Raw genomic sequence first — 22,487 nt, forward strand, 5'->3', positions numbered from 1 at the left:
GGATTCGGTCAGTTCAGGAGTTCACGGTGTCCCAGTCGCACTCCACGAGCCGGCCGTGCTCACGGACCAGGGGCCGGGTGAGCCGGTCCGGAGAGGCGTTGGCCTGCCAGCCGTAGAGGTCCTTGGGACCCAGGCGTCCGCGGTTCACCCGGTCCGCGGCCCGGCCCCGCGCTCCCACGATGCGGCCCTCACGCACCGCGATGTCCATCGCGTCCCGTTGGAATGCAGCAGCGAGGCGGACTGCACCCAGCGCTCCACGTCCTGCTCGGCGACCCCGGCCCGCACGTGCGTGTCCGTCCGGGACGGCCAGGGCGTGCCGGGGGCGTAGGGGGTGCGCGCACCCCAGGGATCCGCTATCCGGTCGGCCGAGGTGTCCATGGTCCCATCTCCCACAGCAGAACGTCCCGTGACCAGTGCCCCGCGGTGCCCCCGCGAGTCCGGTGACACTGAGTACACAGCTTCGTCACACAGGGCACGCACCGTCGCGGGAGACGATCACCCGGTCGTTCGATCGTGGGCACCTTCGCCACTGGGCTGGCAGCCGCCAACTCCCCCTCCCTAGGATGTACTTCCTGTCCGGCCAGTTCGTTGGCGCGGCACCACGCAGGGGGAACGATGCACTCCGAGAAGCAGTTGTCCACCGAGATCGACGCGAGCGTGCCGACGGCAGCGCGCATGTACGACTACTACCTGGGCGGCAAGGACAACTACGCGGCCGACCGTGCGGCGTGCGAGGAGCTCGACAAGGTCGTGCCCAGCACGCGCCGCCTGGCCCTGAACAACCGGCGCTTCCTCCAGCGGGTCGTGCGGACCCTGTCCGAGGAGTACGGCATCCGGCAGTACCTGGACCACGGATCCGGCCTGCCGACGCAGGACAACGTGCACCAGGTCGCCCAGCGCATCGACCCCTCGACCCACGTGGTGTACGTCGACAACGACCCGATGGTGCTGGTCCACGGCCGGGCGCTGCTGGAGCAGGACGAGCGCACCAGCGTCATCCACGCGGACATGCGCGAGACGGACCTGATCTTCGACCACCCCGACACCCAGCGGCTGATCGACTTCTCCGAGCCGGTGTGCGTGCTGTTCAACTCGGTGTTCCACTGCATCCCGGACAGCGACACCGACGGGCCGCTCGCGGTGGCCCGCCGCGTGCGGGAGCGGCTCGCGCCCGGCAGTTTCCTGGTGATGTGCCAGCTGGTCAGCGAGGACCCCGAGGTCCGCACCTTCGTCACGAACTTCATGGACCAGGCGACCCAGGGGCACTGGGGCCGCGTGCGTGAGGAGAAGGACGTCGCCGCGTACTTCGAGGGTCTGGAGATCCTGGAGCCGGGGCTGGTGGAGGTGTCCACGTGGCGTCCGGACACCGAGGTGGCACCCCGTCAGCTCACCCACGAGTGGATCGAGTTCGGCGGTGTGGGGCGGATTCCCCTGGAGAAGTGACGCTGACTCGTCTGGAGAAGTGACACAGCCGCCGCGTGCGGGACGCCTGTCGTCCCGCACGCGGCACTCGCGGGTCAGGCGTAGCGCTGTTCCATCGTCGTGCGCAGCAGTTCCAGGGAGTCACGGGGCCTGAGCGCCTCGTCCGCAAGGCGGTCGAGCGCGATCCGGTACTCCTCCGTCTCGTCGCGGTCCTCGAGGAAGTTCGCGCTCTTGATGTGCTCCAGGTAGACCACGTCGGGCAGGTCGAGGCCGCCGAAGCGCAGATACGTGACCGGGATGGCGGGCGCCGAGGCGTTCGTGACGTTCAGCGGGACGATCTGCAGGGTCACGTTGGGGCGTTGGGCCATCTCGACGAGGTGCGCGAGCTGCTCCCGCATCACCGCGGTGCTGCCCAGGACGCGCAGCAGCACGGACTCGTCGATGACCGCCCACAGCTGCGGTGCGTCCGGCCGGAACAGCAACCGTGCCCGGTGCCTGCGCAGTTCGACGCGCCGCTCCACCTCGCCGGACGGCGCGTTCGGCAGGCCCCGCTCCACCACGGCCCTGGTGTAGGCGGGTGTCTGCAACAGGCCGGGCACGTACTGGATCTCGAAGGTACGGATGGTGGCGGCGGCCTCCTGGAGTCCGACCAGGCGGTCGAACCACTCGGGCATCAGCCGCTTGTCGTACCGCTGCCACCACCCCGGCTCGCCGGCGCGCTGCAACAGCTTGAGCAGCACCGAGGCCTCGTAGTCGTCGGTGCCGTACAGCTGGAGCAGGGCACGGACGTCGTTCTCCGTCGGCGGACGGCGGCCCTTGCCGGACTCGATGCGGGACAGCTTCGCGGCACTGAAGCCGACAGCGCGCGCCGCCTGGTCCTGGGCCAGCCCGGCGTCCTCACGGAAGCCTGCCAGTTGTACGCCGACCAGCATCTTCAGCAGAGTCGGCGCAGGCTCGGACCTGTCCAGATAGGGTTCCAGACGGGAGATGCGATGCGACGCGGCGGACATCCTGACTCCCAGCAGACCGGCACAAGGGCGATTTACACTATCGCACTCCGCCGGGCGTGCCCGCATCCCTCAGAGCAGCCCCATGGAAGTGGGGAGTTGAGCTCCACTTCACCACGCGGGCTTCACAGCAGGTGGTCGAACTCGCCGTCCTTCGCCCCGGCCAGGAACGCCGCCACCTCCGCCGCCGTGTAGACGAGCGCGGGCCCGTCGGGGTCACGGGAGTTGCGCATCGCGATCCCGCCGTCGACGAGAGGGGCGACCTCGACGCAGTTGCCCTCGGCGTTGCTGTGCCGGCTCTTGATCCAGCAGGCGTCCAACGAGCTTGCCTGCACTCCGTTCCGCACTGGTGGCACCGCGGTCTCCTCGCTGTTCTGGTTCACGTCCCGGCTTGCGTACCCAACACGGCTGGATTCTCACGCAATTTCGCGTGCAATTGCACGCGAGCGCCTTCGGCGTGGATAATAGCCGCGGCGTCAACCCCTGTGCCGGCGCCGCGTCCTGACCTCGCATCGGGGAGATGACGTGTCATCAGCTGCGCACCACGTGCTCCGGCCGCCCAGCGGGGCTGCGGCACAAGCAGCCGCACCCGCCACGAGCACCGGATTCCCGTCCGGTCCGCCCGCGGTGACGCCGTACGAGGCGATGCCGTACGGGACTTTGCCCCCGATGCCGGAGACGATGCCGCAGCCCCCCGGGGCCCTGGCCGCCTCGGCCGCCCTGCGCGTCGAGTGCAGCAGGGAAGGGTTCGCGCGAGCCCGGTCCTTCACCCGCGAGACGCTGCATTTCTGGTCGCTCGACCACCGCTGCGACGACACGACCCTCGTCATCACCGAACTCGCCGCCAACGCCGCGACGCACGCGGCGCCGGGGACGGCGGGCACGACCGGTGCACCGGCCGCGCCGGAGATCCGGCTCGGATTCCTCCTGGACCCCACGCACCTGCTGGTCACCGTCTCCGACCCCGACGACCACCCGCCCGTGTACGCCCCCACCGGCTCGGCCCTGGCGGAGCACGGCAGGGGCCTGGGCATCGTCGACGCCCTGTCCGAGGAGTGGGGCTGGACCCCCTGCCCTCCGGCGGGCAAGACGGTCTGGGCCAGGTTGTCGGCCTGTCCACCCATCTGACACGACTGCCGCGAAAGGCCCCTCGCCATGCGCAGCGCTTCGACGGAACACCCGAGCAGCGAGCGCCCACAGCGCCCCGACGCCCCGTCCGGGGTCGCCCGGACCACGCCGCTCACGGCCCTGGACCGAGTGCCCTGGGGCGACATCCAGGACTCCACCGGTTCGGCGGCGGCCATTCCCCTCCTGCTCAACGGCATCGCCTGGGGTGACGCCGACACGGCCCGCTCGGCTCTCGACGACCTGCGCAGGCGGATCTGCCAGTTCGGCTTCGTCGTGGAGCAGGCCACGGCCGCCACGGTTCCCTTCCTGTGGGAGCTGGCGAAGCTGCCGCAGGTGACCTGCCGTGCCCAGATCATCCGGCTGCTCAAGAGCATCGCCGACGCCCGGCAGTGGGAGAGCACCGCCGCCGTCTATCCGAAGCTGCTGAACCGCCGGGAGAACCCGGTGGTGTGGGAGCGTGCGGCACGCCAGGCGGTGCGGGCCCGGCGCGGTGAGCTCGGCCGGCTGATGGCGGACGAGGACACGGAGATCGCCCGGGCCACGACCGAGCTCGCTCGTTCCCTGAGCGCCTGACGGTATTCGGGTGCCGGGCGCCGGGAGTCGTGACGAAACGGTGAGGGCCCCCTGCCACCATGGGTGATGCCCCTCGCCTCGCGCGGCCGGGCAGTGTAGACATGGCAGCATGGTCCGACTCTTGGGTCGATCCGGGACTCGATCGCCCCTGCGGCCCGGCGCTGCGCCGTCCGCTCGGCAGCGGCGGGAGGCGGGCCCGTCACGGTGGCAACCGGTGGCGGGACTGCGGTCGGTGCTGGGCGGACGCAGCGTCGCCGGACAGGTGTTCCTGCTCGTCGTGGTGATCGTGCTGCTGCTGGTGGTGGCGGCCGTCGTGGCGCTGGTCCTCCAAGTGCGGCACGACACGACCCAGGAGGCCCGCAACCGTTCCCTCGCCGTCGCGGAGACCTTCGCCAACGCGCCGGGCACGGTGGAGGCGCTGAAGAGCCCCGACCCGACGGCGGTGCTCCAGCCGCGTGCCGAGGCCGCCCGTGAGCGGTCGAAGGTCGACTTCATCGTCGTCATGAACACCGACGGGATCCGCTACTCGCACCCCAAGCCGGACCGCATCGGGAAGAAGTTCGTGGGGACGATCGCGCCCGCGCTGGCCGGAGAAGCGGTGACCGAGGAGATCGAGGGCACCATCGGCCACCTCGTCCAGGCCGTGGTGCCGGTGAAGGACGCCGACGGGCAGGTCGTGGGGCTGGTGTCCGCGGGGGTCACGACCAAGAACATCGGCGGGACCGCCGACCGTCAGCTGCCGCTCGTGCTGTCCGCCGCCGCGGCGGCGCTCGCCCTGGCGACGGCGGGTGCCGCGCTGGTGAGCCGACGGCTGCTACGCCAGACGCACGGGCTCGGGCCGCACGAGATGACCCGGATGTACGAACACCACGACGCCGTGCTGCACGCCGTCCGGGAGGGCGTGCTCATCGTCGACGACGGGGGCACCCTGCTGCTCGCCAACGACGAGGCGCACCGGCTGCTGGGACTGCCCGCCGACGCCGAGGGCCGGCACGTGCTCAGCCTGGGGCTGGACCCCGGCACCGCGGAGCTGCTGGCCTCCGGACGTGACGCCACCGACGAGGTGCATCTCGTCGGGGACCGGCTCCTCGCCGTGAACCAGCGCACCACGGACCGTGCGGGCGTGCCGCCGGGCAGCGTGGCCACGCTCCGCGACTCCACCGAGCTGCGCGCCCTGTCCGGCCGGGCCGAGACCGCGCGGGAACGGCTCAACATGCTGTACGACGCCGGGGTGGGCATCGGGACGAGCCTGGACGTGACCCGCACGGCCGAGGAGCTGACCGAGCTGGCGGTGCCCCGGTTCGCCGACTTCGCCACCGTGGACCTGTTCGACGCGGTTCTGGGCGGCGGGCAGCCGGACGCGGCGACCGCGCTCAGCCGTGCCGCACTCAGCGGGGTCCGCAAGGACGCTCCCCTCTACCCTGTCGGCAAGCGGATCAGGTTCGTCGAGTCCTCTCCGCAGGGCCGCAGCCTCGACACCGGCCGTCCCGTGCTGGAACCCCGGCTGAGCGAGGCCCCGGGCTGGCAGGCCCAGGACCTCGAGCGCTCCGCGCAGATCGTGGAGTACGGCATCCACTCCCTGATCACCGTGCCACTGCGGGCCGGCTCCCTGCTGCTCGGCGTGGTCAGCTTCTGGCGCTGCGAGAAGCCGGAGCCCTTCGACACGGACGAACTGGCCCTGGCGGAGGAGCTGGTCGCGCGGGCCGCCGTCTCGATCGACAACGCGCGCCGCTACACCCGTGAGCACAGCATGGCGGTGACGCTCCAGCGCAGCCTGCTCCCGCGGAACCTGCCCGAGCAGGACGCCCTGGAGATCGCCTACCGGTATCTGCCCGCGCAGGCCGGCGTGGGCGGCGACTGGTTCGACGTGCTGCCGCTGTCGGGCGCCCGGGTCGCGCTCGTGGTCGGGGACGTCGTCGGCCACGGGCTGCACGCGGCGGCGACCATGGGGCGGCTGCGCACCGCCGTGCACAACTTCTCAGCCCTCGACCTGCCGCCGGACGAACTCATCGCCCTGCTGGACGAGCTGGTCGGCCGCATCGACCAGGACGAGACGCAGGAGGAGGGCAGCGCCCCGGTCACCGGCGCGACCTGTCTGTACGCCGTGTACGACCCGGTCTCCCGGCGCTGCACCGTGGCACGGGCGGGACATCCCCCGCCGGCGCTGATCCACCCCGACGGCAGTGTCGAGTTCCCCGACGTGCCGGCCGGTCCCCCGCTCGGGCTCGGCGGCCTGCCGTTCGAGACGGCGGAGCTGGAGCTGGCGGAGGGCAGCCGGCTCGTCCTCTACACCGACGGGCTGGTCGAGGACCGGCAGCGGGACATCGACGTCGGGCTGGACATGCTGCGCGACGCGCTGGGCCGGGCCGGCCGGTCCCCCGAGGACACCTGCCGGACCGTCCTCGACTCTCAGCTCACGGCCCGCTCCAGCGACGACATCGCCCTGATCGTCGCCCGCACCCGGGCACTCGCCGCCGACCGGGTCGCCGAGTGGCCGGTGCCGGCCGACCCGGCGGCCGTGGGCGAGGTACGGGCGGCGGTCACCCGGCAGCTGGCGGAGTGGGGGCTGGACGAGCTGACGTTCACCACGGAGCTGATCCTGAGCGAGCTGGTCACCAACGCGCTCCGGTACGGCGGCGGCCCCATCCACGTCCGGATGCTGCGCGACCGGAACCTGATCTGCGAGGTGTCCGACAGCAGCAGCACGTCGCCGCGTCTGCGGTACGCGACGATGACGGACGAGGGCGGGCGGGGGCTGTTCCTGGTCGCGCAGCTCGCCGAGCGCTGGGGGACGCGTTATCTGCCCGCCGGGAAGGTGATCTGGGCGGAGCAGCCGTTGCCGTGAGCGGGCCATAAGGCCGTCTACGGCCTGCCATAAAGTCGCCTTATGAGCTCATAGACCGGACCCGCGTACCAACTTAGGCATGCCTCAGTTTAGGCTTCACGGCGAGATCACTTGTCGCCGCTCGAAGGGAACCTGACCATGCCCCGCCCCCTGCGGGTAGCCATCGTCGGATCCGGCCCCGCCGGGATCTACGCCGCCGACGCCCTGCTCAAGTCCCAGGTGGCCGCCGAACCCGGCGTGTCCATCGACATCTTCGAGCGCATGCCGGCGCCGTTCGGCCTGATCCGTTACGGCGTCGCGCCCGACCACCCGCGGATCAAGGGCATCATCACCGCCCTGCACCAGGTCCTCGACAAGCCGCAGATCCGGCTCTTCGGCAACGTGGACTACGGCACCGACATCAGCCTGGACGACCTGCGCGCGTTCTACGACGGCGTGATCTTCGCCACCGGCGCGATGGCGGACCGGGCGCTGTCCCTCCCGGGCATCGACCTCGACGGCTCCTACGGCGCCGCTGACTTCGTGTCCTGGTACGACGGTCACCCGGACGTGCCGCGTACCTGGCCGCTGGAGGCGGAGAAGGTCGCCGTGCTCGGCGTCGGCAACGTCGCGCTCGACATCGCGCGCGTCCTCGCCAAGACGGCGGACGAGCTGCTCCCGACGGAGATCCCGCCGAACGTCTACGAGGGTCTGAAGGCCAACCGGGCCAAGGAGATCCACGTGTTCGGACGCCGCGGCCCGGCGCAGGCGAAGTTCAGCCCGATGGAGCTGCGGGAGCTGGACCACTCCCCCAACATCGAGGTCATCGTCGACCCCGAGGACATCGATTACGACGAGGGCTCGATCGCGACCCGGCGCGGCAACAAGCAGGCCGACATGGTCGCCAAGACCCTGGAGAACTGGGCGATCCGGGACGTCGGCGACCGGCCCCACAAGCTCTTCCTGCACTTCTTCGAGTCGCCGGTGGAGATCCTGGGCGAGGACGGCAAGGTCGTCGGGCTGCGCACCGAGCGCACGGAACTCGACGGCACCGGCAACGTCAAGGGCACGAGCACGTTCAAGACCTGGGACGTCGGCGCGGTCTACCGTGCCGTCGGCTACCTGTCCGACAAACTCCCCAAGCTGCCCTGGGACCTCGACTCCGGCACCGTCCCCGACGAGGGCGGCCGGGTCATGCAGGAGACCGGCGAGCACCTGCAGTCCACGTACGTCACCGGCTGGATCCGGCGCGGCCCGGTGGGCCTCATCGGCCACACCAAGGGCGACGCGAACGAGACGGTGTCCAACCTGCTGGACGACTACGCGAACGGCCGGCTGCACACGCCCGCCGCCCCCGGCCCCGAGGCCGTGGACGCGTTCCTCGCCGAGCGGAACATCCGCTTCACCACCTGGGACGGCTGGTACAGGCTGGACGCCGCGGAGAAGGCGCTGGGCGAGCCCGAGGGCCGCGAGCGCGTGAAGATCGTGGAGCGTGCGGACATGCTGCGGGCCAGCGGCGCCTGACGTCTCACACACCCCGCGGGCGGGTCCGGTGGCAATGTCACCGGACCCGCCCTTATGCGTGCTTGAACCGTGTACGATCCGGATGCTTCACCGAACCATCACATCGCCTTCACCAGAGGGCCATGCAGGGGGGACGAACGTCCATGCGTATACGCCTTGTCGCGGCCACGGCCGTCGCTGCCGGAACACTGACCGCCCTCGCGGCGGTTCCGGCCCAGGCCGCCGAATACAACTCCGCGCTGAAGATCCGCGGTATCCAGTACGACGCTCCCGGGAGCGACTCCAACCGCTGCTCGACGGGGAACACCGACGAGGAGTACCTGACCATCAAGAACTACTCGCGGTCGACGACGGTGAACCTCAAGGGGTACGTCGTGAAGGACGCCGCGGGGAACAAGTTCACCTTCACCGCGAGCCACACCCTCCAGCCGGGTGACTACGTGAAGCTGCGCGGCGGCAACGGGACCGACTCCGACGCGAACAACGTCGTCTACCGCGACAACTGCAACTTCATGTGGAACAACGACAAGGACACGATCTACGTGTACAAGCCGTCCGGCAGCCGCGCCGACGTGCACTCGTACACCAAGAGCGGCTCCGACCCGGACGGCAACGGGTACATCACGTACCACGGCTGAGCCGTTTGCCGAATCGGCAACAGGCTTCGTGTGCGTCGCGGCGGACGCTGCATGATCGGTGGACCGAGCGCCCCTTTCCGGAACGCGGGAGGAACCATGCCACAGACGTCCGCCGTCGACCACACCCATCGCCTGGTGCCTTCACCGGCCGGCCGCCTTCACCTCGTCGAGCAGGGTGACGGGCCGCTGGTCCTGCTCCTGCACGGATTCCCCGAGTCCTGGTACGCGTGGCGCCACCAGCTGCCGGCCCTGGCCGCCGCGGGTCACCGCGCGGTGGCCGTCGACGTGCGCGGTTACGGGCGCTCGTCCCGGCCCGCTGAGGTGGACGCCTACCGGATGCTCGAGCTGGTGGCCGACAACGTGGCCGTCGTGGAGGCGCTGGGCGAGCGGTCCGCGGTGCTCGTGGGGCACGACTGGGGCGCGGCCATCGCCGCGACGTCCGCTCTGGTCCGGCCGGACGTGTTCCGCGCGGTCGCGCTGCTGAGCGTGCCGTACACCCCGCCCGGCGGGCCCAGGCCCAGCGAGGTCTTCGCGCGGATGGGCGGCGAGGAGGAGTTCTACGTCTCCTACTTCCAGGAGCCCGGCCGGGCCGAGGCGGAGATCGAGCCCGATGTGCGCGGCTGGCTCGGGGGCTTCTACGCGGCACTGTCCCCGGACACGATGCCGGAGGCCGACCCGCATTTCGTGGCGCGCGGAGGCCGGCTGCGCGACCGCTTCCCCGTGGGCCGGCTGCCGCACTGGCTGAGCGAGGCCGATCTCGACGTCTACGCCGGGGAGTTCGAGCGCACGGGGATGACCGGTGCCCTGAACCGCTACCGGAACATGGACCGGGACTGGCAGGACCTGGCGGACTTCGCCGGCGCCCCCGTCACGCAGCCGTCGCTGTTCATCGGCGGCGGTCTGGACGCGTCCACGACCTGGCTGTCCGACGCGATCGCGGCGTACCCGACCACGTTGCCCGGATTGACGGGTTCTCACATCCTCGGTGGCTGCGGGCACTTCCTCCAGCAGGAGCGTCCCGCTGAGATCAACCGGCTGCTGACCGAGTGGCTGAAGGGCCTTCCCGCCTAGGCCTTCTGGCTGGGCAGCCAGCGGTCGAGGTAGGTGCGCAGGCCCGAAAGGTCGGTGCCTCGGGCGACGTAACCCACGTATCCGTCGGGTCGTACGAGGGCGTGAGTGGTGCCGGGCCAGGGACTTTCCGTGCCGAGGCGGTGGACGTCGACCAGGTCGTGCAGCGGTGGGATCCCGGGCCAGGAGCCGGTGAGCAGAAGGTGGTGGCCCGGCCCGGCGGTCCGCTGCTGGAGGCCGCGTGGGACATCGGGGAGCCGGTCCCCCGCCCGGGGGCCGCGTGCCGGCCGGGCCGGTCCGGTGGTGGAGACGGGGCCGCGACGGTAGTGGATGCCGAGTTCGGACACCGTGCGGAAGAGGCGTGCACGGGGGCCGGTCGCCCGCAGGAGCAGCGGAGCGAAGAGCGGGGCGAGGTGGGTGCGGGCCAGCCGTAGGGCCGGGTGACTGCTCGTGCCGACGCTGAAGGCGCGGTCGGTGAGGTGCCGTACGCGGTGGCCGACCGGGGCCCGCTCCGCCTCGTAGGTCTCCAGCAGGTCCTGTGGCGCTGTCCCGCGGCAGACGTGGGCGAGTTTCCAGCCCAGGTTGAGCGCGTCCTGGATGCCCGTGTTCATGCCCTGTCCCCCGGCCGGGCTGTGGATGTGCGCGGCGTCTCCGGCGAGGAAGAACGGGCCCTTGCGGTAATGGGCGGCGCCGCGGTTGTGGATGCGGAAGGTCGTCGTCCAGACCGGGTCCCGCAGGGTCAGCCGGTCGGTCGTCCAGTCGTCGGCGATCTGCTGGAGGAGGTCCAGGGTCACGTCGTCGGACCGGGCTCCCGGCGGGTGCGTGGCGATCATCCGCCAGCTGGCCGGGGTGCCGAGCGGGAAGAAGAACAACAGGCCGGAGGCGGTCATGAAGGTGTGCGCGGTGCCCGGCTGAAGTCCGTCGACCTCCAGATCGGCCAGCAGGAACGTCTGCGGGTAGGCGTATCCCTCGAAGACGATGCCCGCCGCGTCGCGCACGGTGCTGTGGGCGCCGTCGCAGCCGACGACGTAGCGGGCCCGCACCGTCTCCTCGCCGGCCTCCCCGTGGCGCAGGCGGCAGGTGACGTACTCGCCGTCCGCCTCGGCGCTCACCAGCTCCGTGCCCCGCTCCACGGTGACGTCTCGTGCGGCGAGACCGGCCGTGAGGACCGCCTCCGTCTCCGACTGCGGGAGGAAGAGCAGGAAGGGGTACGGCGTGTCGTCGCAGCCGACGTCGAACACCGGCACGTGCAGCACCCGTCCGGGAAAGTGCAGGTGCAGCCGGACCGCCGCGTTCCCCCTGTCGATCAGTTCGTCCGTCACGCCGAACCCGGCCAGCATCTCCAGGGTGCGGGGCTGGATGGCCGGGGCGCGTGACTCCCGCACACGGTCCAGTGATCGGTCGACGATCCGGAACAGGGTGTCGTACGCGCGGAGCTGGGTCGCGAGTGCGAGTCCGGTCGGGCCCGCCCCCACCACGAGCACGTCCAGGGGTGCCGTCATGGGACCAACCGTAGGCGCCGATTCCCGGCGTGTCGGGGCCCTCCGCGACGTGTCCGTGGCGGAGGGCTCCCGTCCGGTGGTGCCGGCTCAGACCTCCAGGTCGGTTTCGATCCGGCGGAGCTGATGGCGGGCCATCGCCAGGTTCGCGCGGCTCGCGTCGAGCACGAGGTACAGGAACAGTCCGCTGCCGCCGCGTCCCTTGAGCAGGCGGATGAGGTGGTACTGGGAGTTCAGGGTGATCAGGATGTCCTCGATCTCCTCCTTCAGGCCCAGGAGTTCCATGGTGCGCAGCTTGGCCCGTACGACGTCGGTGTTGCCGGCGGCGGCGACCTCCAGGTTGAAGTCCTTGGTGCCGCCGAGGGTGCCGAGCGCCATGCCGCTGGTGTAGTCGACGAGTGCCACGGCCGTCGCTCCGTCGATGGAGCTCAGGCATTCCTTCAGCGCGGTCTCGGTGTTGGCCATGCGGGCGGTTCCCTTCGTTCGGTGTTTCTTCGGTGGGTCGGATGGTTCGGGTGGTTCGGGTGGTTCGGGTGGTTCGGGGGTTCGGGTGGCTCAGATGCCGGTCTGCGGGCGCGGCTGGTGGGTGGGCCGCTGCGGCGTGCGGACCGGGAGGGTGCCGATGGGGCGGGCCGTGGCCGGGGGCGCCGCCGCGAGGTGTTCGGTGGGCGCGGGCCGGTCGGCGTGGCGGCCGGTGCCCGGCCCGACGTGCGTGGTCACCAGGTCGGCGATCCGGGCGCCGCCGCGCCGGCCCTCCAGGTGGAGGCGGCCGACGTTGACGTGGTCCTCGGCGAGGAGGGTGAGGACGGCGGTCGTCCCGGCCGCGTAGGTGGCGACGTAGCCTCCGGAGCCGCGCACCAGCAGTTCGCGGAAGTCGCCGCGGGCCGCGGCGTCGGTCATGCGGTGAGCGACGCCGAGGGCCGCGGCGGTGAGCGCCGCGAGTCCCTCCGGTTCGGTGTCCGGGACGTCGTGGGCGAGGACGAGTCCGTCGACGGTGGCCGCGAGCGAACCGGTCAGGCGGGGTATGCGGGTGCGGAGCCGACGCAGTTCGTCGAGGACGTCGGTCTCGACGGCCATGAGCAGTCTCCTTTCGGCACGCTGTCGTCGCGCGCGGATCACAGTGCCTCCAAGGCGTGCAGGAGCCGTCGCAGCAGCGCGGTGTCGGGCTCGTCCGGTGCCGTGGGACGAGGGGCGGGGCCCGGCTCGGCGGACACGGGTGCGGGGGCAGGGGCGGTGGCTGGGGCGGAGGCGGGGGCGTTGGCGGGAGCGGGGAGTTTGGGGACGACCAGCCCGGCGGCGGCCAGGCGCCGGAGTTCGACGAGGGTGTGGAAGGTGCGGCTGGCGAGGGCGGTGGCGATCTGGGCGGCGGTGCGGACACCGTCGACCTGGGCGAGGGTGCGGCAGCGGCGGGCCGGCAGGTCCGCCGGGTCGGTGCCGGGCACGCGGGCGAGCGGGGCGAGGTCGATGGCGGATTCGGGCCATATGCGGTGCAGCAGTTCACGGCGGCGTCTCGACTCGCGCAGGACGCTGTCCACCGGCACGGAACGGACCGCGCCGAGCCAGTGCGCGGCTCCGGGACGGAAGCGCAGGGCCGGTCCGTCGTGGGCGAGGACGAAGTACGCCGCGTCGAAGAGCGCGCCCAGGTGGCACAGTTCGAGCGCGCCGGCGGCGAGGTGACCGCTGTCCACCAGCCGACGGCCGACGCGGCAATCGCGGCCGGCCACGTCGATGGCCTCCCACCAGCCGTCCGGGGCGAGCGCGCCGCTGTGGGTGAGCAGATCGCCGATGTCGGGGGTGAGGGCGGATTCGACGTGAACGACGTGTCCCGCGGCCAGGTAGACGATCCCCGCCTCGGTCGACAGGGCGCCGCTCGCGCCTTGGGCGGCAAGGGTGCCGAGCAGGGCCGAGGCCGGTTCGTCCGTGCGTGCGGTCCGGGTCGGCATGATCATCCGAGCACCAGTCTGTCCGCCATCTCGGCCAGCCGGATGCGGGCCAGGGCGAGGTTGCCCTCGCCGCGGTCGAGCCATAAGTGCAGGAACACGGTGCTGTCGAAGGTCGTGGTGACGAATCTGAGCAGGTGGTACGAGTCGGTGTTCGTGATGATCAGGTCCTGTACGGGTGGTTCCTTGCCGGACGCTCCGCCCGCCTCGCCGCCGGCCGGGGCGAGCACGCCGCTCTCCGTGGCGAGACGGGCGAGTTCGGCGGTCTCCGCGGCCGCCGCCTCCAGGTCACCGCCCGGTGCGTCACCCACCGCGCCCAGGGCGAGACCGCTGATCCAGTCGACCACCACCGCCCCTCGCGCACCGGGCAGCCGCATGGCCTCCAGCAGACTCTCGTCGATTCCGGGCACGCCGAATCCCCCTCCCCTGCACGGCCGTTCCCGCGAACGTGAGCACGACACTACGGAACGTACTTGGCCCAGGTGAAAGCTTTGGCATTTTCCAAAGGAATGTGCAGCGGAGCGGGCAAGGGTGCGTATGGATCGATCCGAAACGGGCAGGACCTGTCCCGTCGGCCACAGATTCCGATCTCATGTGTGGCGAAGAGAGCCATGACTTCTTCAGTGTCTGTCGCGGGCGGCCTCGACCAGCGCGTCGAAGAGGCCCTGCTGGGCCGGGTCCTGGTCCGCCGTGTCCTCGGGGTGCCATTGCACCGCCATGAACCACCCCGGGTTTCCGGGTAGTTCGAGCCCCTCCACCGTGCCGTCGGCGGCCCGCGCGGTGGGCTTGAGCCCGAGACCGATGCGGTCGACCCGCTGATGGTGGTAGCAGGAAGCTTCCGTCTTCTCGGCGCCGGTGGCCTGTTCGAGCAGGGTGCCGCGCTGGATCGCGACCGGGTGCACGACGTGCCGGTGTTCGCGGTCCGCGCCGCCCATGTCCTGTTCCAGGCTGCCGCCGAGGGCGACGTTCACCACCTGCAGCCCCCGGCAGATGGCGAACATGGGCAGCCCCGAGTCGAGGGCCCGCCGGGCGACTTCGAGGTCGAACGCGTCCTGGAGGTCGTCGACGTCATAGACGCTGTCATGGGTGTCGGCCGCTCCGTAGCGGTGCGGGGCCAGGTCTCCCCCGCCCGGCAGCAACACGCCGTCGAAGCGGCCGAGCCGCTCGGCCACGTCGGCTCCGGCCGGGTCGGCGGGGTGGATGCTCACCGGCTCGCCTCCGGCCCGCCACACGGCCTCGACCAGCGCGCGGGCGTTGACCTCGGCGGCGTAGCGGAGCGCGGAGGTGGTGGCGGCGAACCGGGCCGGAATCGCGATGAGGGGTCGCGTGTGCGTACGGGTCACAGCTGGATCCAGGTGGTCTTCAGTTCGGTGTACTTCTCGATGGCGTGGGCGGACTTGTCGCGGCCGTTGCCCGACTGCTTCATGCCGCCGAAGGGGACGGTCAGGTCGCCCTCCTCGTAGCAGTTGACCCAGACCGTCCCTGCCTTCAGGGCGCGCGAGACCTTGTGGGCGGTGGACAGGTCGGAGGTCCACAAGCCGGCGGCGAGGCCGTACTCGGTGGCGTTGGCCAGCCGTACCGCCTCGTCGAGGTCGTCGAAGGCGAGGACGGACAGGACGGGGCCGAAGATCTCCTCCCGCGCCAAGCGCATGCCGGGGTCGACCCGGTCGAACACGGTGGGCCGCAGGTAGCTGCCGCCGGTCTCGGTCAGGGCCCGGTCCCCGCCCACGCGCAGCCTGGCGCCCTCGTCCAGGCCGGAGGAGACATGGTCCAGGACCCTGCCGAGGTGGCCGTCGCCGACCAGTGCGCCCATCTCGGTGGCCGGATCGAGGGGGTCGCCCACCCGCAGCTCGCGCGCCCGCGCCACGACGGCCTCCGTGACCTGTTCGGCGATGGACGAGTGGACCAGCAGCCGGGAGGGTGCGGTGCACATCTCACCCTGGTTGAAGAAGATGCCCCAGGCCGCGGTCGCCGCCGCCTTCTCCAGGTCCGGAGCGTCGGGCAGCACGATGTTCGGTGACTTGCCGCCGAGTTCGAGCCAGACGCGCTTGAGGTTGGAGTCGGCGGCGTAGCGCAGGAAGTGGCGGCCGACGGCGGTGGATCCGGTGAAGGCCAGGACATCGACGTCGGGGTGGAGGCCGAGCGCCCGCCCGGCCACCGGCCCGTCACCGGCCACGACGTTGAGGACACCCGGCGGCAGTCCGGCGTCGGTGGCGACGCGGCCGAGCAGGAGGGCGGACAGCGGAGAGGACTCCGACGGCTTCAGGACGACCGTGCAGCCGGCGGCGAGCGCGGGAGCGACTTTCCAGCTCGCCAACGTGAGCGGGAAGTTCCACGGCACGACGGCACCGACGACGCCTGTCGGCTCCCGGGTGACCAGGGCGAGCGAGTCCGGTGCGGTATGGGGAGACTCGTCGGTGAGTTTGTCGGCGAGCTGCCCGTACCAGCGGAAGGTGGTGATCGCGGCGCGCAGCTCGATGGCGTACGCGTCCGTGATCGGTTTGCCCATCTCCAGGCTCACGGTCAGCGCCAGTTCCTCGCGCCGCTCCTGAAGCAGCTCGGCGATCCGCAGCAGCACCCGGCCGCGCTCGGCGGGCGTCAGGTGCGGCCACGGCCCGGTGTCGAAGGCGCGGCGCGCCGCCGCGACGGCGAGATCGACCTCCGCCTCCCGCGCGTCGGCGACCTGGACCAGGGTCTGACCGTCGCGAGGGGAGATCACGGCGAACGATCCACCGTCACCGGCTTCGTCCTTGCCGTCGATGTGGTGCCGCGTGGGCAGATCGAGTCCCTTGGCGCGGCGCAGCAGTTCCTCGTGGGTGGCGTTCAGCACGCGCTCTCCCTCTCCGTTCCATCCGTTTCATTCGATGACGAACGACTCCCGCTCTCGACGAAGGCCCGATGCGGCCGGGGCGCGGGGTCCGGCCGTATCGGTGAGGGATCGCGGTGTTCAGTCGGTGGTCTCTGCCCGGGACCGCGTCAGCCGGGCGGCGACGACACCGAGGATCAGCACCACCGGAACGGCGGCCTGGAGCCATAGGGCCGTGGTCCGGTCGCCGCCGATGAGCGTCGTGAAGTTGGCGACGACGAGCCAGATGGCACCGGCGATGCCGAGCGCGCCCAGAACGGGGGCGATCAGGGTGTTCCAGGGGCGGGTGTCGGCGCCCGAGCGGCGGAAGTACACGATGACCGAGACCGAGGTCAGGAAGTACAGCAGCATGATGCCGAGGACGGCGACCCCGCTGAACCAGGAGAAGAGGGTCAGCACCGGGTCCTTGCCCAGGACCGCGAAGGGCACCACGAGCAGCACCGCGATCGCGGTCTGCACGGTGCCCGCCACCCAGGGCGAGTGACGCCGGTTGATGGCGGTCAGGCCGCGCGGCAGGAGCCCTTCACGCCCGAGAGAGAACAGGTAGCGGTTGGCGGAGTTGTGGAAGGCCAGGAGGCCGGCGAACAGGGAAGTGGCCAGCAGGATCGGCAGCACGTCGTCGACCCAGCCGCCGAACTGGGCGGCGATCGGCGCGAAGACGAAGGCCGTGGCGTCGCCGCTCCCCAGGGCCTTGCCCGCCTCGGCCGTGGCCCGGGAGGCGCCGTGCGCGGAGACCAGCATCCATGAGGTGAAGGCGAAGAAGCCGGTGATCACCGCGACGGACAGGTAGGTCGCCCGGGGGACGGTCTTGCGGGGTTCACGGGCCTCCTCGCCGTAGATGGCGGTGGCCTCGAAGCCGAACATGGACGCCACGGCGAACATCAGCGCCACGCCGGGAGCGCCCTGGAGCGCGGCGGACGGCGAGAAGCTGTCCGTGACGCCGAGCCCCTCGGGACCACCGCCCTTGAAGAGGGTCACGAGGGCGAAGACGATCAGGATGCTGAACTCGGCCAGCACGAAGACGGCGAGGATCTTGGCGCCCATCTCGATGCCGGAGGCACCGAGAACCTGCACGATCGCCATGGTGACCAGGGCCCAGACCCACCACGCCACATGGGCACCGGTGTGATGCTCGACGAGGCCGCTCATGATGCTTCCGTACAGCCCGTACATGCACGCTTGCACGGCACAGTAGGAGAAGAGCGCGACGGCGGCGCTGCCGGATCCGGTGGAGCGGCCGAGGCCCTTGCCGATGTAGGTGTAGAAGGCGCCGGCGTCCACGACGTGGCGGCCCATGGCGACGAAGCCCACCGAGAAGAGCAGGACGATGACTCCGGCCGCGAGATAGGCGGCGGGAGCGCCCGCGCCGTTGCCGATGGCGATGGCGATCGGCACGGCCCCGGCGATGCCGGTCAGCGGTGCCTGGGCGGAGAGAACGAAGAAGAGGATGCCCAGGACGCCGAGAGAGTTGGGCTTGAGTCTGCCTGCCATGGATGCGTCATGAGCGGTCTGGGTGGCGACCGCGGTCTGACTGTCCACTCGAATCACCTGCCGGGAACGGGGAGGGGCGGAGGTTGTTTTAGGCCAAACGAGTTGCCTCATGCTGGGCCTGAACTATCCGTTTGGCAAGGGTTGGCGGGGAGATCTTTTGTGCGGCGGCGGAGTTCTTGCGGGACGGCGACCGGGGACCCGCGGCAGGTGCGACGGGTTACGCGGTCATCGTCTCCACGCGTCGCATGACGTCCCGGCAGAAGTGTCCGATGCCGTTGGGGTCGTCGATGAACTGGTTCGGCTTGATGCAGAAGGTGGTGAAGCCGAGCTCCATCTGCTCGGCCGGCGGCGACCGGGCGGGTGTGGTCGAAGGTGTCGGGGTCGGCGAACACCTCGGAGCCCTCGCCGGGGCGGGCACGCTTGTCGGCCAGCAGCCGGCGGATGCGCTCGGCGAACCAGGCGAACGCCTCCGTGGCGGTGCGGGCCTCCTCGTCGTTGCCGCCGGGGCCGAGGCTCAGCCCGATCTCGTAGGTCTCGCGCTGGATGGTGTCCATCGAAGTCCCCGTTGCTGGGCGACGGGGGCCCCTCCTGACCTGCTGTTATGGCAGGTACCACGACATGGGCGACTACTCTGCGCCGCCACGCTGCCGCGTCAGCAGTGACCGCAGCTCCTTCAGCGCGGCCTCGGTGACGTCCGGCTCGTCGAAGATCAGCTGATGCAGTACGAGGCCCTCCAGAGCGGCGAACACGAGCCGGGTCAGGGCAGGGCTGGTGCCTTCGGGCAGGCTGCGGGACAGCTCCCTCTCCGTGGCCTCGAAGTACTCGTCGTACAGCGCGCGGATCTGCGGCAGCAGCTCGGGCCTGCGTCGGGACTCGAGCATGAGCTCGTACTGGAACGTCTGCATGGCCGGCTCGCGGGTGACCATGTCCGCCAGTCCCGCCGCGAAGTCCGCGAGGTCGCCCGTACCGGGTTCCAGGGAACTCGTACTCGCGCTGGTGCGTACCGCGTGTTCGAGGGCTGCCTCGATCAGTGCGTCCCGCGAACCGAAGTGGTGCACCACGAGCCCGTGCGTGACACCCGCCTCCTGCGCGACGGCGCGATAGGTGAGCTTCCGCAGCCCTCCTCGGGCCACGACGCGCACAGCGGCGTTGAGCAGGGCCTCGCGGCCGGTCCCGTAGTCCACGCGCTTGCGAGGCCTGGCGGGGGGCTTGTCGGAGGAATCGCTCATGAGCGCGACCCTACCCGTACCTCGGGACCGGCGGACCGCCGCTCGGCGTCACCGCTTCGGCGGGCGGATACCGCGGAACTCCCAGTCGCCGCCGAGCGCGGTGGACAGCACCTCCTCCGATTCCGTGGGCTGGGCGCCGACGTCGGCGCGGATGGAGGTGGGGCCGGTGACGATGTGGTTGGTGAGCCGGCCGAGGCCCTCGACCTCGACCTCGACGACGTCGCCCGGCTGGACGGGGCGGGAGTTGGCGGGGGTGCCGGACAGGAGGACGTCGCCGGGGTAGAGGGTGATGGTGCGGGCGATGTCGGCGACGAGGTAGTGCATGTCCCACTTCATCTCGTCGGTCGAGCCGTCCTGGACCACCTCGCCGTTGACGTAGGTGCGCAGGCTCTTGCCGTGGAAGTCCCAGCCGGTGACCAGGGCGGGGCCGAGCGGGCAGAGGGTGTCGGAGCCCTTGACCCTGAGCATGGAGCCGGCGTCGGTGTCGCGGAAGTCGTGGAGGCCGTAGTCGTTGGCGATCGTGTAGCCGGCGATGTACTCGCCCGCTTCGGCCGGGGCGATGTTGCGCGCGGTCCTTCCGATGACGATGGCCACCTCGCCCTCGTAGTTGAGCCACTTGCAGCCCTCGGGGCGGACGATGGAGCCCTGGTGGGAGTTGAGGGCCGAGGTCGGCTTGTGGAAGTAGGTGGGAGTGTCAGGGAGGTCGATCCCGAACTCGTCGACACGGCTGCGGTGGTTGAGGTGGACCGCGATGATCTTGGAGGGCACGACCGGGGGGAGGTGCCGGGCGTCCTCGGTCTTGACGCGGCGGCCGTCCGCGGCGACGAGTTCGTCACCGTCGGCGGTGACCTGGACGGCGGCGCCGTCGAGGAGGATGCGGCCGTACTCAGGCATGGGCGGTCTCCCGGGAGGTCGTGGTCGGGCTGCCGGTCCAGCCGCCCACCGGGCGGTCGAACCAGAGGTGCACCTGGCCGGTGCCGATGGAGTTCTCGTACTCCCCGTACTGCCGGGCCCTGGCGACGCAGGCCCGCTCACCGAGGGCGCCGGCCATCATCAGGTAGTGGAAGAACTTCGCCTCCGGCTTGTACTTCCAGAACTCGTCCATGGTGTCGAGGACCTTGTCGTGACGGCCCTCCTTGAACCAGCCGATGCGCTCGAAGTCCGCCTCGCGGGCCTCGGGCGTGAAGATGTGCACCGGGTCGCCGGCCTCGTGGTCGCGCAGCTCGCGCAGCGGCCAGAAGGTGTGCGAGAGGGCGCCGGAGGCGATCAGCAGGACCCGGCGGCCCGGGGTGGCGGCGATGCCGTCGGCCAGGGCACGGCCCAGGCGCAGATGGTCCTCCATGTCCCCGGTCTGGCAGACGCCGATGGTCACCCACCGCTTGTCCGGCAGGCCCTCACCGAGGAACTTCCAGAGGTTGATGGTGGCGTAGTAGATCGGCAGGTACTCGTCGTCGATCGCGGTGATCCAGGTGCCGTGCTTGTCGGCGAACTTCTCGATGTTGTGGGCGAGTTCGGGATCACCGGGGAAGTCGTACGGCATCCGGCACATCCCGCGCGGCAGTTCCTCGGAGGTGAACAGGCCGGCGCGGCGGTGCTGGGCGGTGACGACGAACTCGACGGTGGTGGCCCAGTGGGAGTCGAGGACGACGACGGTGTCGTAGTCGTCGCGCGCGAAGACGTCCTCGCGGAGCTGGTTCAGGCCGGTGACGAGGGTGATCTCCTTGCCCCCGTTGAGTTCCAGCCGGGTCTCCTCGGGCAGCACGATGGTGGGGACGTGGGCGAGGAGGCCCGCCCCGACGATCTCACCCATGGCTTGTCCATCCGTTCGGTGCGGTCACGGTGTTCTTGAGGTCGCAGTAGAAGTCGAAGCTCCAGGTGCCGCCCTCGCGGCCGACGCCGGAGAGCCGGGAGCCGCCGAAGGGGGCCTGAAGGTCGCGTACGAAGAAGCAGTTGACCCAGACCGTGCCCGCGACGAGTTGCGCGGTGACGCGCTCGGCGCGCTCGGGGTCGCCGGTGGCGACGGTGGCGGCCAGCCCGAAGCGGGTGCCGTTGGCCAGCCGGACGGCCTCGTCCTCGTCGGCGAAGGTCTGCAGCGTCAGGACCGGGCCGAAGACTTCCTCCTGCACGATCTCCGAATCCTGGTCGACGTCGGTGAGCAGGGTGGGCGCGTAGTACTGGCCGTCCTTGCGGTGGCCGCCGATGACCGCGCGGGCCCCGGCCGCCACGGCCCGCTGCACGAAGCCGTCGATCTTCTCCAGCTGGCGGGGGTGGATGTTGGGCCCGATGTCGGTGGCCTCGTCGCGCGGATCACCCTGCTTCAGCGCGCTCGCCTTCTCGACGAACCGGCGTGTGAACTCCTCGGCGACCGACTCCTCGACCAGCAGCCGGGTGCCCGCCAGGCATACCTGCCCGGCGTTGTCGTACTGCTCCACCGCGAGGCCGACGGCGAGGTCCAGGTCCGCGTCGGCGAACACCAACAGCGGTGATTTGCCCCCCAGTTCGAGACTCAAGGGCGTGAGGTTCGCGGCCGCCGACTCTGCGATGCGCTTGGCTGTGGGCACCGAGCCGGTGAAGCTGATCCGGCGCACGTCGGGATGCGAGGTCAGCGCGTCGCCGATCTCGGAGCCGTAACCCTGGACGACGTTGAGGACACCTGCCGGGAGCCCGGCCTCCGCCGCGATGTCGGCCAGCAGGGAGGCGGTCAGCGGCGACCACTCGGCGGGCTTGAGGACGACCGTGTCACCGGCGGCGAGGGCCGGTGCGACCTTCCAGGTGGCCAGCATGAGCGGGGCGTTCCACGGGGTGATCAGCACACAGGGGCCCGCCGGGTCCCAGCTGACGTGGTTGGTGTGGCCACGAGTGTCGAAGTCCTCGTGGTCCAGCGTGAGCAGCCAGTCGGCGAAGAAACGGAAGTTGTGCGCCACGCGCGGCATCACACCGCGGCGGTGGGAGCGCAGAAGGGCTCCGTTGTCGGTGGTCTCGACGATGGCGAGCTCTTCGGTCCGCTTCTCGACCCCGTCGGCGATGGCGTGCAGGACGCGGGCGCGTTCCGCACGGGAGGTGGCCGCCCAGGAGGGGAACGCGGCCTTCGCCGCGGCCACGGCGGCGGCCGCCTCCATGGCCGTGCCGCGGGAGATGCCGCCGATCGCGCTGCCGTCGATGGGCGAGACGTCCGGGAACGTCTGTGCCGAGGCGATGCGCTCGCCGCCGATCCAGTGCCGGGTGTCGACGGCGACCCCGGCAACGGTGATGGTGTGTTCGCTCATGCTGTGTTCCTC

Annotated in this window: 22 protein-coding genes and 1 pseudogene; 7 read left to right on the forward strand and 16 right to left on the reverse strand. The window is 70.9% G+C overall.

The genetic code is table 11. The annotated features are described in order from the left end of the window. Positions 1-25: 25 nt before the first annotated feature. Positions 26-378: pseudogene (locus AC07F0_RS28470) on the reverse strand (nitrate reductase); the annotation flags it as partial. Positions 379-615: 237 nt separating this feature from the next. Here AC07F0_RS28470 and AC07F0_RS28475 point away from each other — a divergent pair. Further along, a complete protein-coding gene (locus tag AC07F0_RS28475; RefSeq protein ID WP_436726067.1) occupies positions 616-1,443 on the forward strand; it encodes an SAM-dependent methyltransferase in 828 nt (275 codons plus the stop codon). Positions 1,444-1,517: 74 nt separating this feature from the next. On the opposite strand, the gene AC07F0_RS28480 is transcribed toward AC07F0_RS28475, so the two are convergent. Both AC07F0_RS28480 and AC07F0_RS28485 read right to left on the reverse strand, forming a co-directional pair. Beyond that, the gene (locus AC07F0_RS28480; protein WP_478982941.1) at positions 1,518-2,432 is read right to left on the reverse strand and encodes a helix-turn-helix domain-containing protein; all 915 of its coding nucleotides are present in this window, start codon (positions 2,430-2,432) and stop codon (positions 1,518-1,520) included. A gap of 122 nt (positions 2,433-2,554) precedes the next feature. Continuing rightward, positions 2,555-2,785 (reverse strand): DUF397 domain-containing protein, encoded by a 231-nt coding sequence (locus AC07F0_RS28485; RefSeq protein WP_466100991.1) that lies wholly within the window; start codon positions 2,783-2,785, stop codon positions 2,555-2,557. Positions 2,786-3,098: 313 nt separating this feature from the next. Here AC07F0_RS28485 and AC07F0_RS28490 point away from each other — a divergent pair, with 313 nt between their 5' ends. From AC07F0_RS28490 to AC07F0_RS28515, 6 genes are all read left to right on the forward strand, one after another. Then, entirely contained in the window at positions 3,099-3,557 is a 459-nt protein-coding gene (locus AC07F0_RS28490) for an ATP-binding protein (protein ID WP_478982942.1), read from the forward strand. 27 nt (positions 3,558-3,584) lie between these two features. Next, positions 3,585-4,130, forward strand: coding sequence for a hypothetical protein (locus tag AC07F0_RS28495; RefSeq protein ID WP_356924953.1), 546 nt, complete (start codon positions 3,585-3,587; stop codon positions 4,128-4,130). 109 nt (positions 4,131-4,239) lie between these two features. Further along, entirely contained in the window at positions 4,240-6,975 is a 2,736-nt protein-coding gene (locus AC07F0_RS28500) for a SpoIIE family protein phosphatase (RefSeq protein WP_478982943.1), read from the forward strand. Positions 6,976-7,113: 138 nt separating this feature from the next. Continuing rightward, positions 7,114-8,478 (forward strand): FAD-dependent oxidoreductase, encoded by a 1,365-nt coding sequence (locus AC07F0_RS28505; protein WP_478982944.1) that lies wholly within the window; start codon positions 7,114-7,116, stop codon positions 8,476-8,478. A gap of 143 nt (positions 8,479-8,621) precedes the next feature. Beyond that, a complete protein-coding gene (locus AC07F0_RS28510; RefSeq protein ID WP_478982945.1) occupies positions 8,622-9,116 on the forward strand; it encodes a lamin tail domain-containing protein in 495 nt (164 codons plus the stop codon). Positions 9,117-9,212: 96 nt separating this feature from the next. After that, the gene (locus AC07F0_RS28515) at positions 9,213-10,187 is read left to right on the forward strand and encodes an alpha/beta fold hydrolase (RefSeq protein WP_478982946.1); all 975 of its coding nucleotides are present in this window, start codon (positions 9,213-9,215) and stop codon (positions 10,185-10,187) included. Here the strand turns inward: AC07F0_RS28515 and AC07F0_RS28520 are convergent. The 13 genes from AC07F0_RS28520 to AC07F0_RS28580 all read right to left on the reverse strand — a co-directional run bounded on the left by AC07F0_RS28520 (position 10,184) and on the right by AC07F0_RS28580 (position 22,475). Further along, the gene (locus tag AC07F0_RS28520) at positions 10,184-11,686 is read right to left on the reverse strand and encodes an FAD-dependent monooxygenase (RefSeq protein WP_478982947.1); all 1,503 of its coding nucleotides are present in this window, start codon (positions 11,684-11,686) and stop codon (positions 10,184-10,186) included. The genes AC07F0_RS28515 and AC07F0_RS28520 overlap by 4 nt on opposite strands. An 87-nt stretch (positions 11,687-11,773) precedes the next feature. After that, on the reverse strand, positions 11,774-12,148 hold the full coding sequence (locus AC07F0_RS28525; protein ID WP_020276893.1) for a hypothetical protein: 375 nt from the start codon (positions 12,146-12,148) through the stop codon (positions 11,774-11,776). A gap of 90 nt (positions 12,149-12,238) precedes the next feature. After that, the gene (locus AC07F0_RS28530) at positions 12,239-12,760 is read right to left on the reverse strand and encodes a roadblock/LC7 domain-containing protein (protein ID WP_478982948.1); all 522 of its coding nucleotides are present in this window, start codon (positions 12,758-12,760) and stop codon (positions 12,239-12,241) included. 38 nt (positions 12,761-12,798) lie between these two features. Then, positions 12,799-13,632, reverse strand: a complete 834-nt coding sequence (locus tag AC07F0_RS28535) for a hypothetical protein (protein WP_478982949.1) — start codon at positions 13,630-13,632, stop codon at positions 12,799-12,801. Then, complete coding sequence (locus tag AC07F0_RS28540) at positions 13,629-14,033, reverse strand: hypothetical protein (protein WP_478982950.1); 405 nt, start codon at positions 14,031-14,033, stop codon at positions 13,629-13,631. Before AC07F0_RS28540 ends, AC07F0_RS28535 begins: the two co-directional genes overlap by 4 nt. 210 nt (positions 14,034-14,243) lie before the next feature. Then, on the reverse strand, positions 14,244-14,966 hold the full coding sequence (locus AC07F0_RS28545; protein WP_478982951.1) for a gamma-glutamyl-gamma-aminobutyrate hydrolase family protein: 723 nt from the start codon (positions 14,964-14,966) through the stop codon (positions 14,244-14,246). Beyond that, positions 14,963-16,453, reverse strand: coding sequence for an aldehyde dehydrogenase (locus AC07F0_RS28550; RefSeq protein ID WP_478982952.1), 1,491 nt, complete (start codon positions 16,451-16,453; stop codon positions 14,963-14,965). The genes AC07F0_RS28545 and AC07F0_RS28550 overlap by 4 nt, the downstream gene beginning before the upstream one ends. Before the next feature lie 117 nt (positions 16,454-16,570). Beyond that, positions 16,571-18,028, reverse strand: a complete 1,458-nt coding sequence (locus AC07F0_RS28555) for an APC family permease (protein WP_478982953.1) — start codon at positions 18,026-18,028, stop codon at positions 16,571-16,573. 59 nt (positions 18,029-18,087) lie between these two features. Further along, on the reverse strand, positions 18,088-18,534 hold the full coding sequence (locus tag AC07F0_RS28560; RefSeq protein ID WP_478982954.1) for a hypothetical protein: 447 nt from the start codon (positions 18,532-18,534) through the stop codon (positions 18,088-18,090). A gap of 72 nt (positions 18,535-18,606) precedes the next feature. Beyond that, positions 18,607-19,209, reverse strand: coding sequence for a TetR/AcrR family transcriptional regulator (locus AC07F0_RS28565; RefSeq protein WP_478982955.1), 603 nt, complete (start codon positions 19,207-19,209; stop codon positions 18,607-18,609). Positions 19,210-19,257: 48 nt separating this feature from the next. Continuing rightward, positions 19,258-20,103: a fumarylacetoacetate hydrolase family protein gene (locus AC07F0_RS28570; RefSeq protein ID WP_478982956.1), complete on the reverse strand. Its 846-nt coding sequence runs from the start codon at positions 20,101-20,103 to the stop codon at positions 19,258-19,260. After that, entirely contained in the window at positions 20,096-21,019 is a 924-nt protein-coding gene (locus AC07F0_RS28575; RefSeq protein ID WP_478982957.1) for a 3,4-dihydroxyphenylacetate 2,3-dioxygenase, read from the reverse strand. The genes AC07F0_RS28570 and AC07F0_RS28575 overlap by 8 nt, the downstream gene beginning before the upstream one ends. Continuing rightward, on the reverse strand, positions 21,012-22,475 hold the full coding sequence (locus AC07F0_RS28580; protein ID WP_478982958.1) for an aldehyde dehydrogenase: 1,464 nt from the start codon (positions 22,473-22,475) through the stop codon (positions 21,012-21,014). The genes AC07F0_RS28575 and AC07F0_RS28580 overlap by 8 nt, the downstream gene beginning before the upstream one ends. Between the last annotated feature and the right edge of the window lie 12 nt (positions 22,476-22,487).

The sequence above is a fragment of the Streptomyces sp. NPDC045955 genome (assembly GCF_056430805.1).

Bases quoted from the DNA above. Each gene is read 5' to 3' on its own strand.
- AC07F0_RS28505 (WP_478982944.1), top strand. From the start codon at position 7,114: ATGCCCCGCCCCCTGCGGGTAGCCATCGTCGGATCCGGCCCCGCCGGG.
- AC07F0_RS28480 (WP_478982941.1), bottom strand. From the start codon at position 2,432: ATGTCCGCCGCGTCGCATCGCATCTCCCGTCTGGAACCCTATCTGGAC.
- AC07F0_RS28490 (WP_478982942.1), top strand. From the start codon at position 3,099: ATGCCGGAGACGATGCCGCAGCCCCCCGGGGCCCTGGCCGCCTCGGCC.
- AC07F0_RS28520 (WP_478982947.1), bottom strand. From the start codon at position 11,686: ATGACGGCACCCCTGGACGTGCTCGTGGTGGGGGCGGGCCCGACCGGA.
- AC07F0_RS28570 (WP_478982956.1), bottom strand. From the start codon at position 20,103: ATGCCTGAGTACGGCCGCATCCTCCTCGACGGCGCCGCCGTCCAGGTC.
- AC07F0_RS28580 (WP_478982958.1), bottom strand. From the start codon at position 22,475: ATGAGCGAACACACCATCACCGTTGCCGGGGTCGCCGTCGACACCCGG.
- AC07F0_RS28475 (WP_436726067.1), top strand. From the start codon at position 616: ATGCACTCCGAGAAGCAGTTGTCCACCGAGATCGACGCGAGCGTGCCG.
- AC07F0_RS28530 (WP_478982948.1), bottom strand. From the start codon at position 12,760: ATGGCCGTCGAGACCGACGTCCTCGACGAACTGCGTCGGCTCCGCACC.
- AC07F0_RS28565 (WP_478982955.1), bottom strand. From the start codon at position 19,209: ATGAGCGATTCCTCCGACAAGCCCCCCGCCAGGCCTCGCAAGCGCGTG.
- AC07F0_RS28515 (WP_478982946.1), top strand. From the start codon at position 9,213: ATGCCACAGACGTCCGCCGTCGACCACACCCATCGCCTGGTGCCTTCA.
- AC07F0_RS28510 (WP_478982945.1), top strand. From the start codon at position 8,622: ATGCGTATACGCCTTGTCGCGGCCACGGCCGTCGCTGCCGGAACACTG.
- AC07F0_RS28560 (WP_478982954.1), bottom strand. From the start codon at position 18,534: ATGGACACCATCCAGCGCGAGACCTACGAGATCGGGCTGAGCCTCGGC.
- AC07F0_RS28575 (WP_478982957.1), bottom strand. From the start codon at position 21,019: ATGGGTGAGATCGTCGGGGCGGGCCTCCTCGCCCACGTCCCCACCATC.
- AC07F0_RS28525 (WP_020276893.1), bottom strand. From the start codon at position 12,148: ATGGCCAACACCGAGACCGCGCTGAAGGAATGCCTGAGCTCCATCGAC.
- AC07F0_RS28535 (WP_478982949.1), bottom strand. From the start codon at position 13,632: ATGATCATGCCGACCCGGACCGCACGCACGGACGAACCGGCCTCGGCC.
- AC07F0_RS28500 (WP_478982943.1), top strand. From the start codon at position 4,240: ATGGTCCGACTCTTGGGTCGATCCGGGACTCGATCGCCCCTGCGGCCC.
- AC07F0_RS28495 (WP_356924953.1), top strand. From the start codon at position 3,585: ATGCGCAGCGCTTCGACGGAACACCCGAGCAGCGAGCGCCCACAGCGC.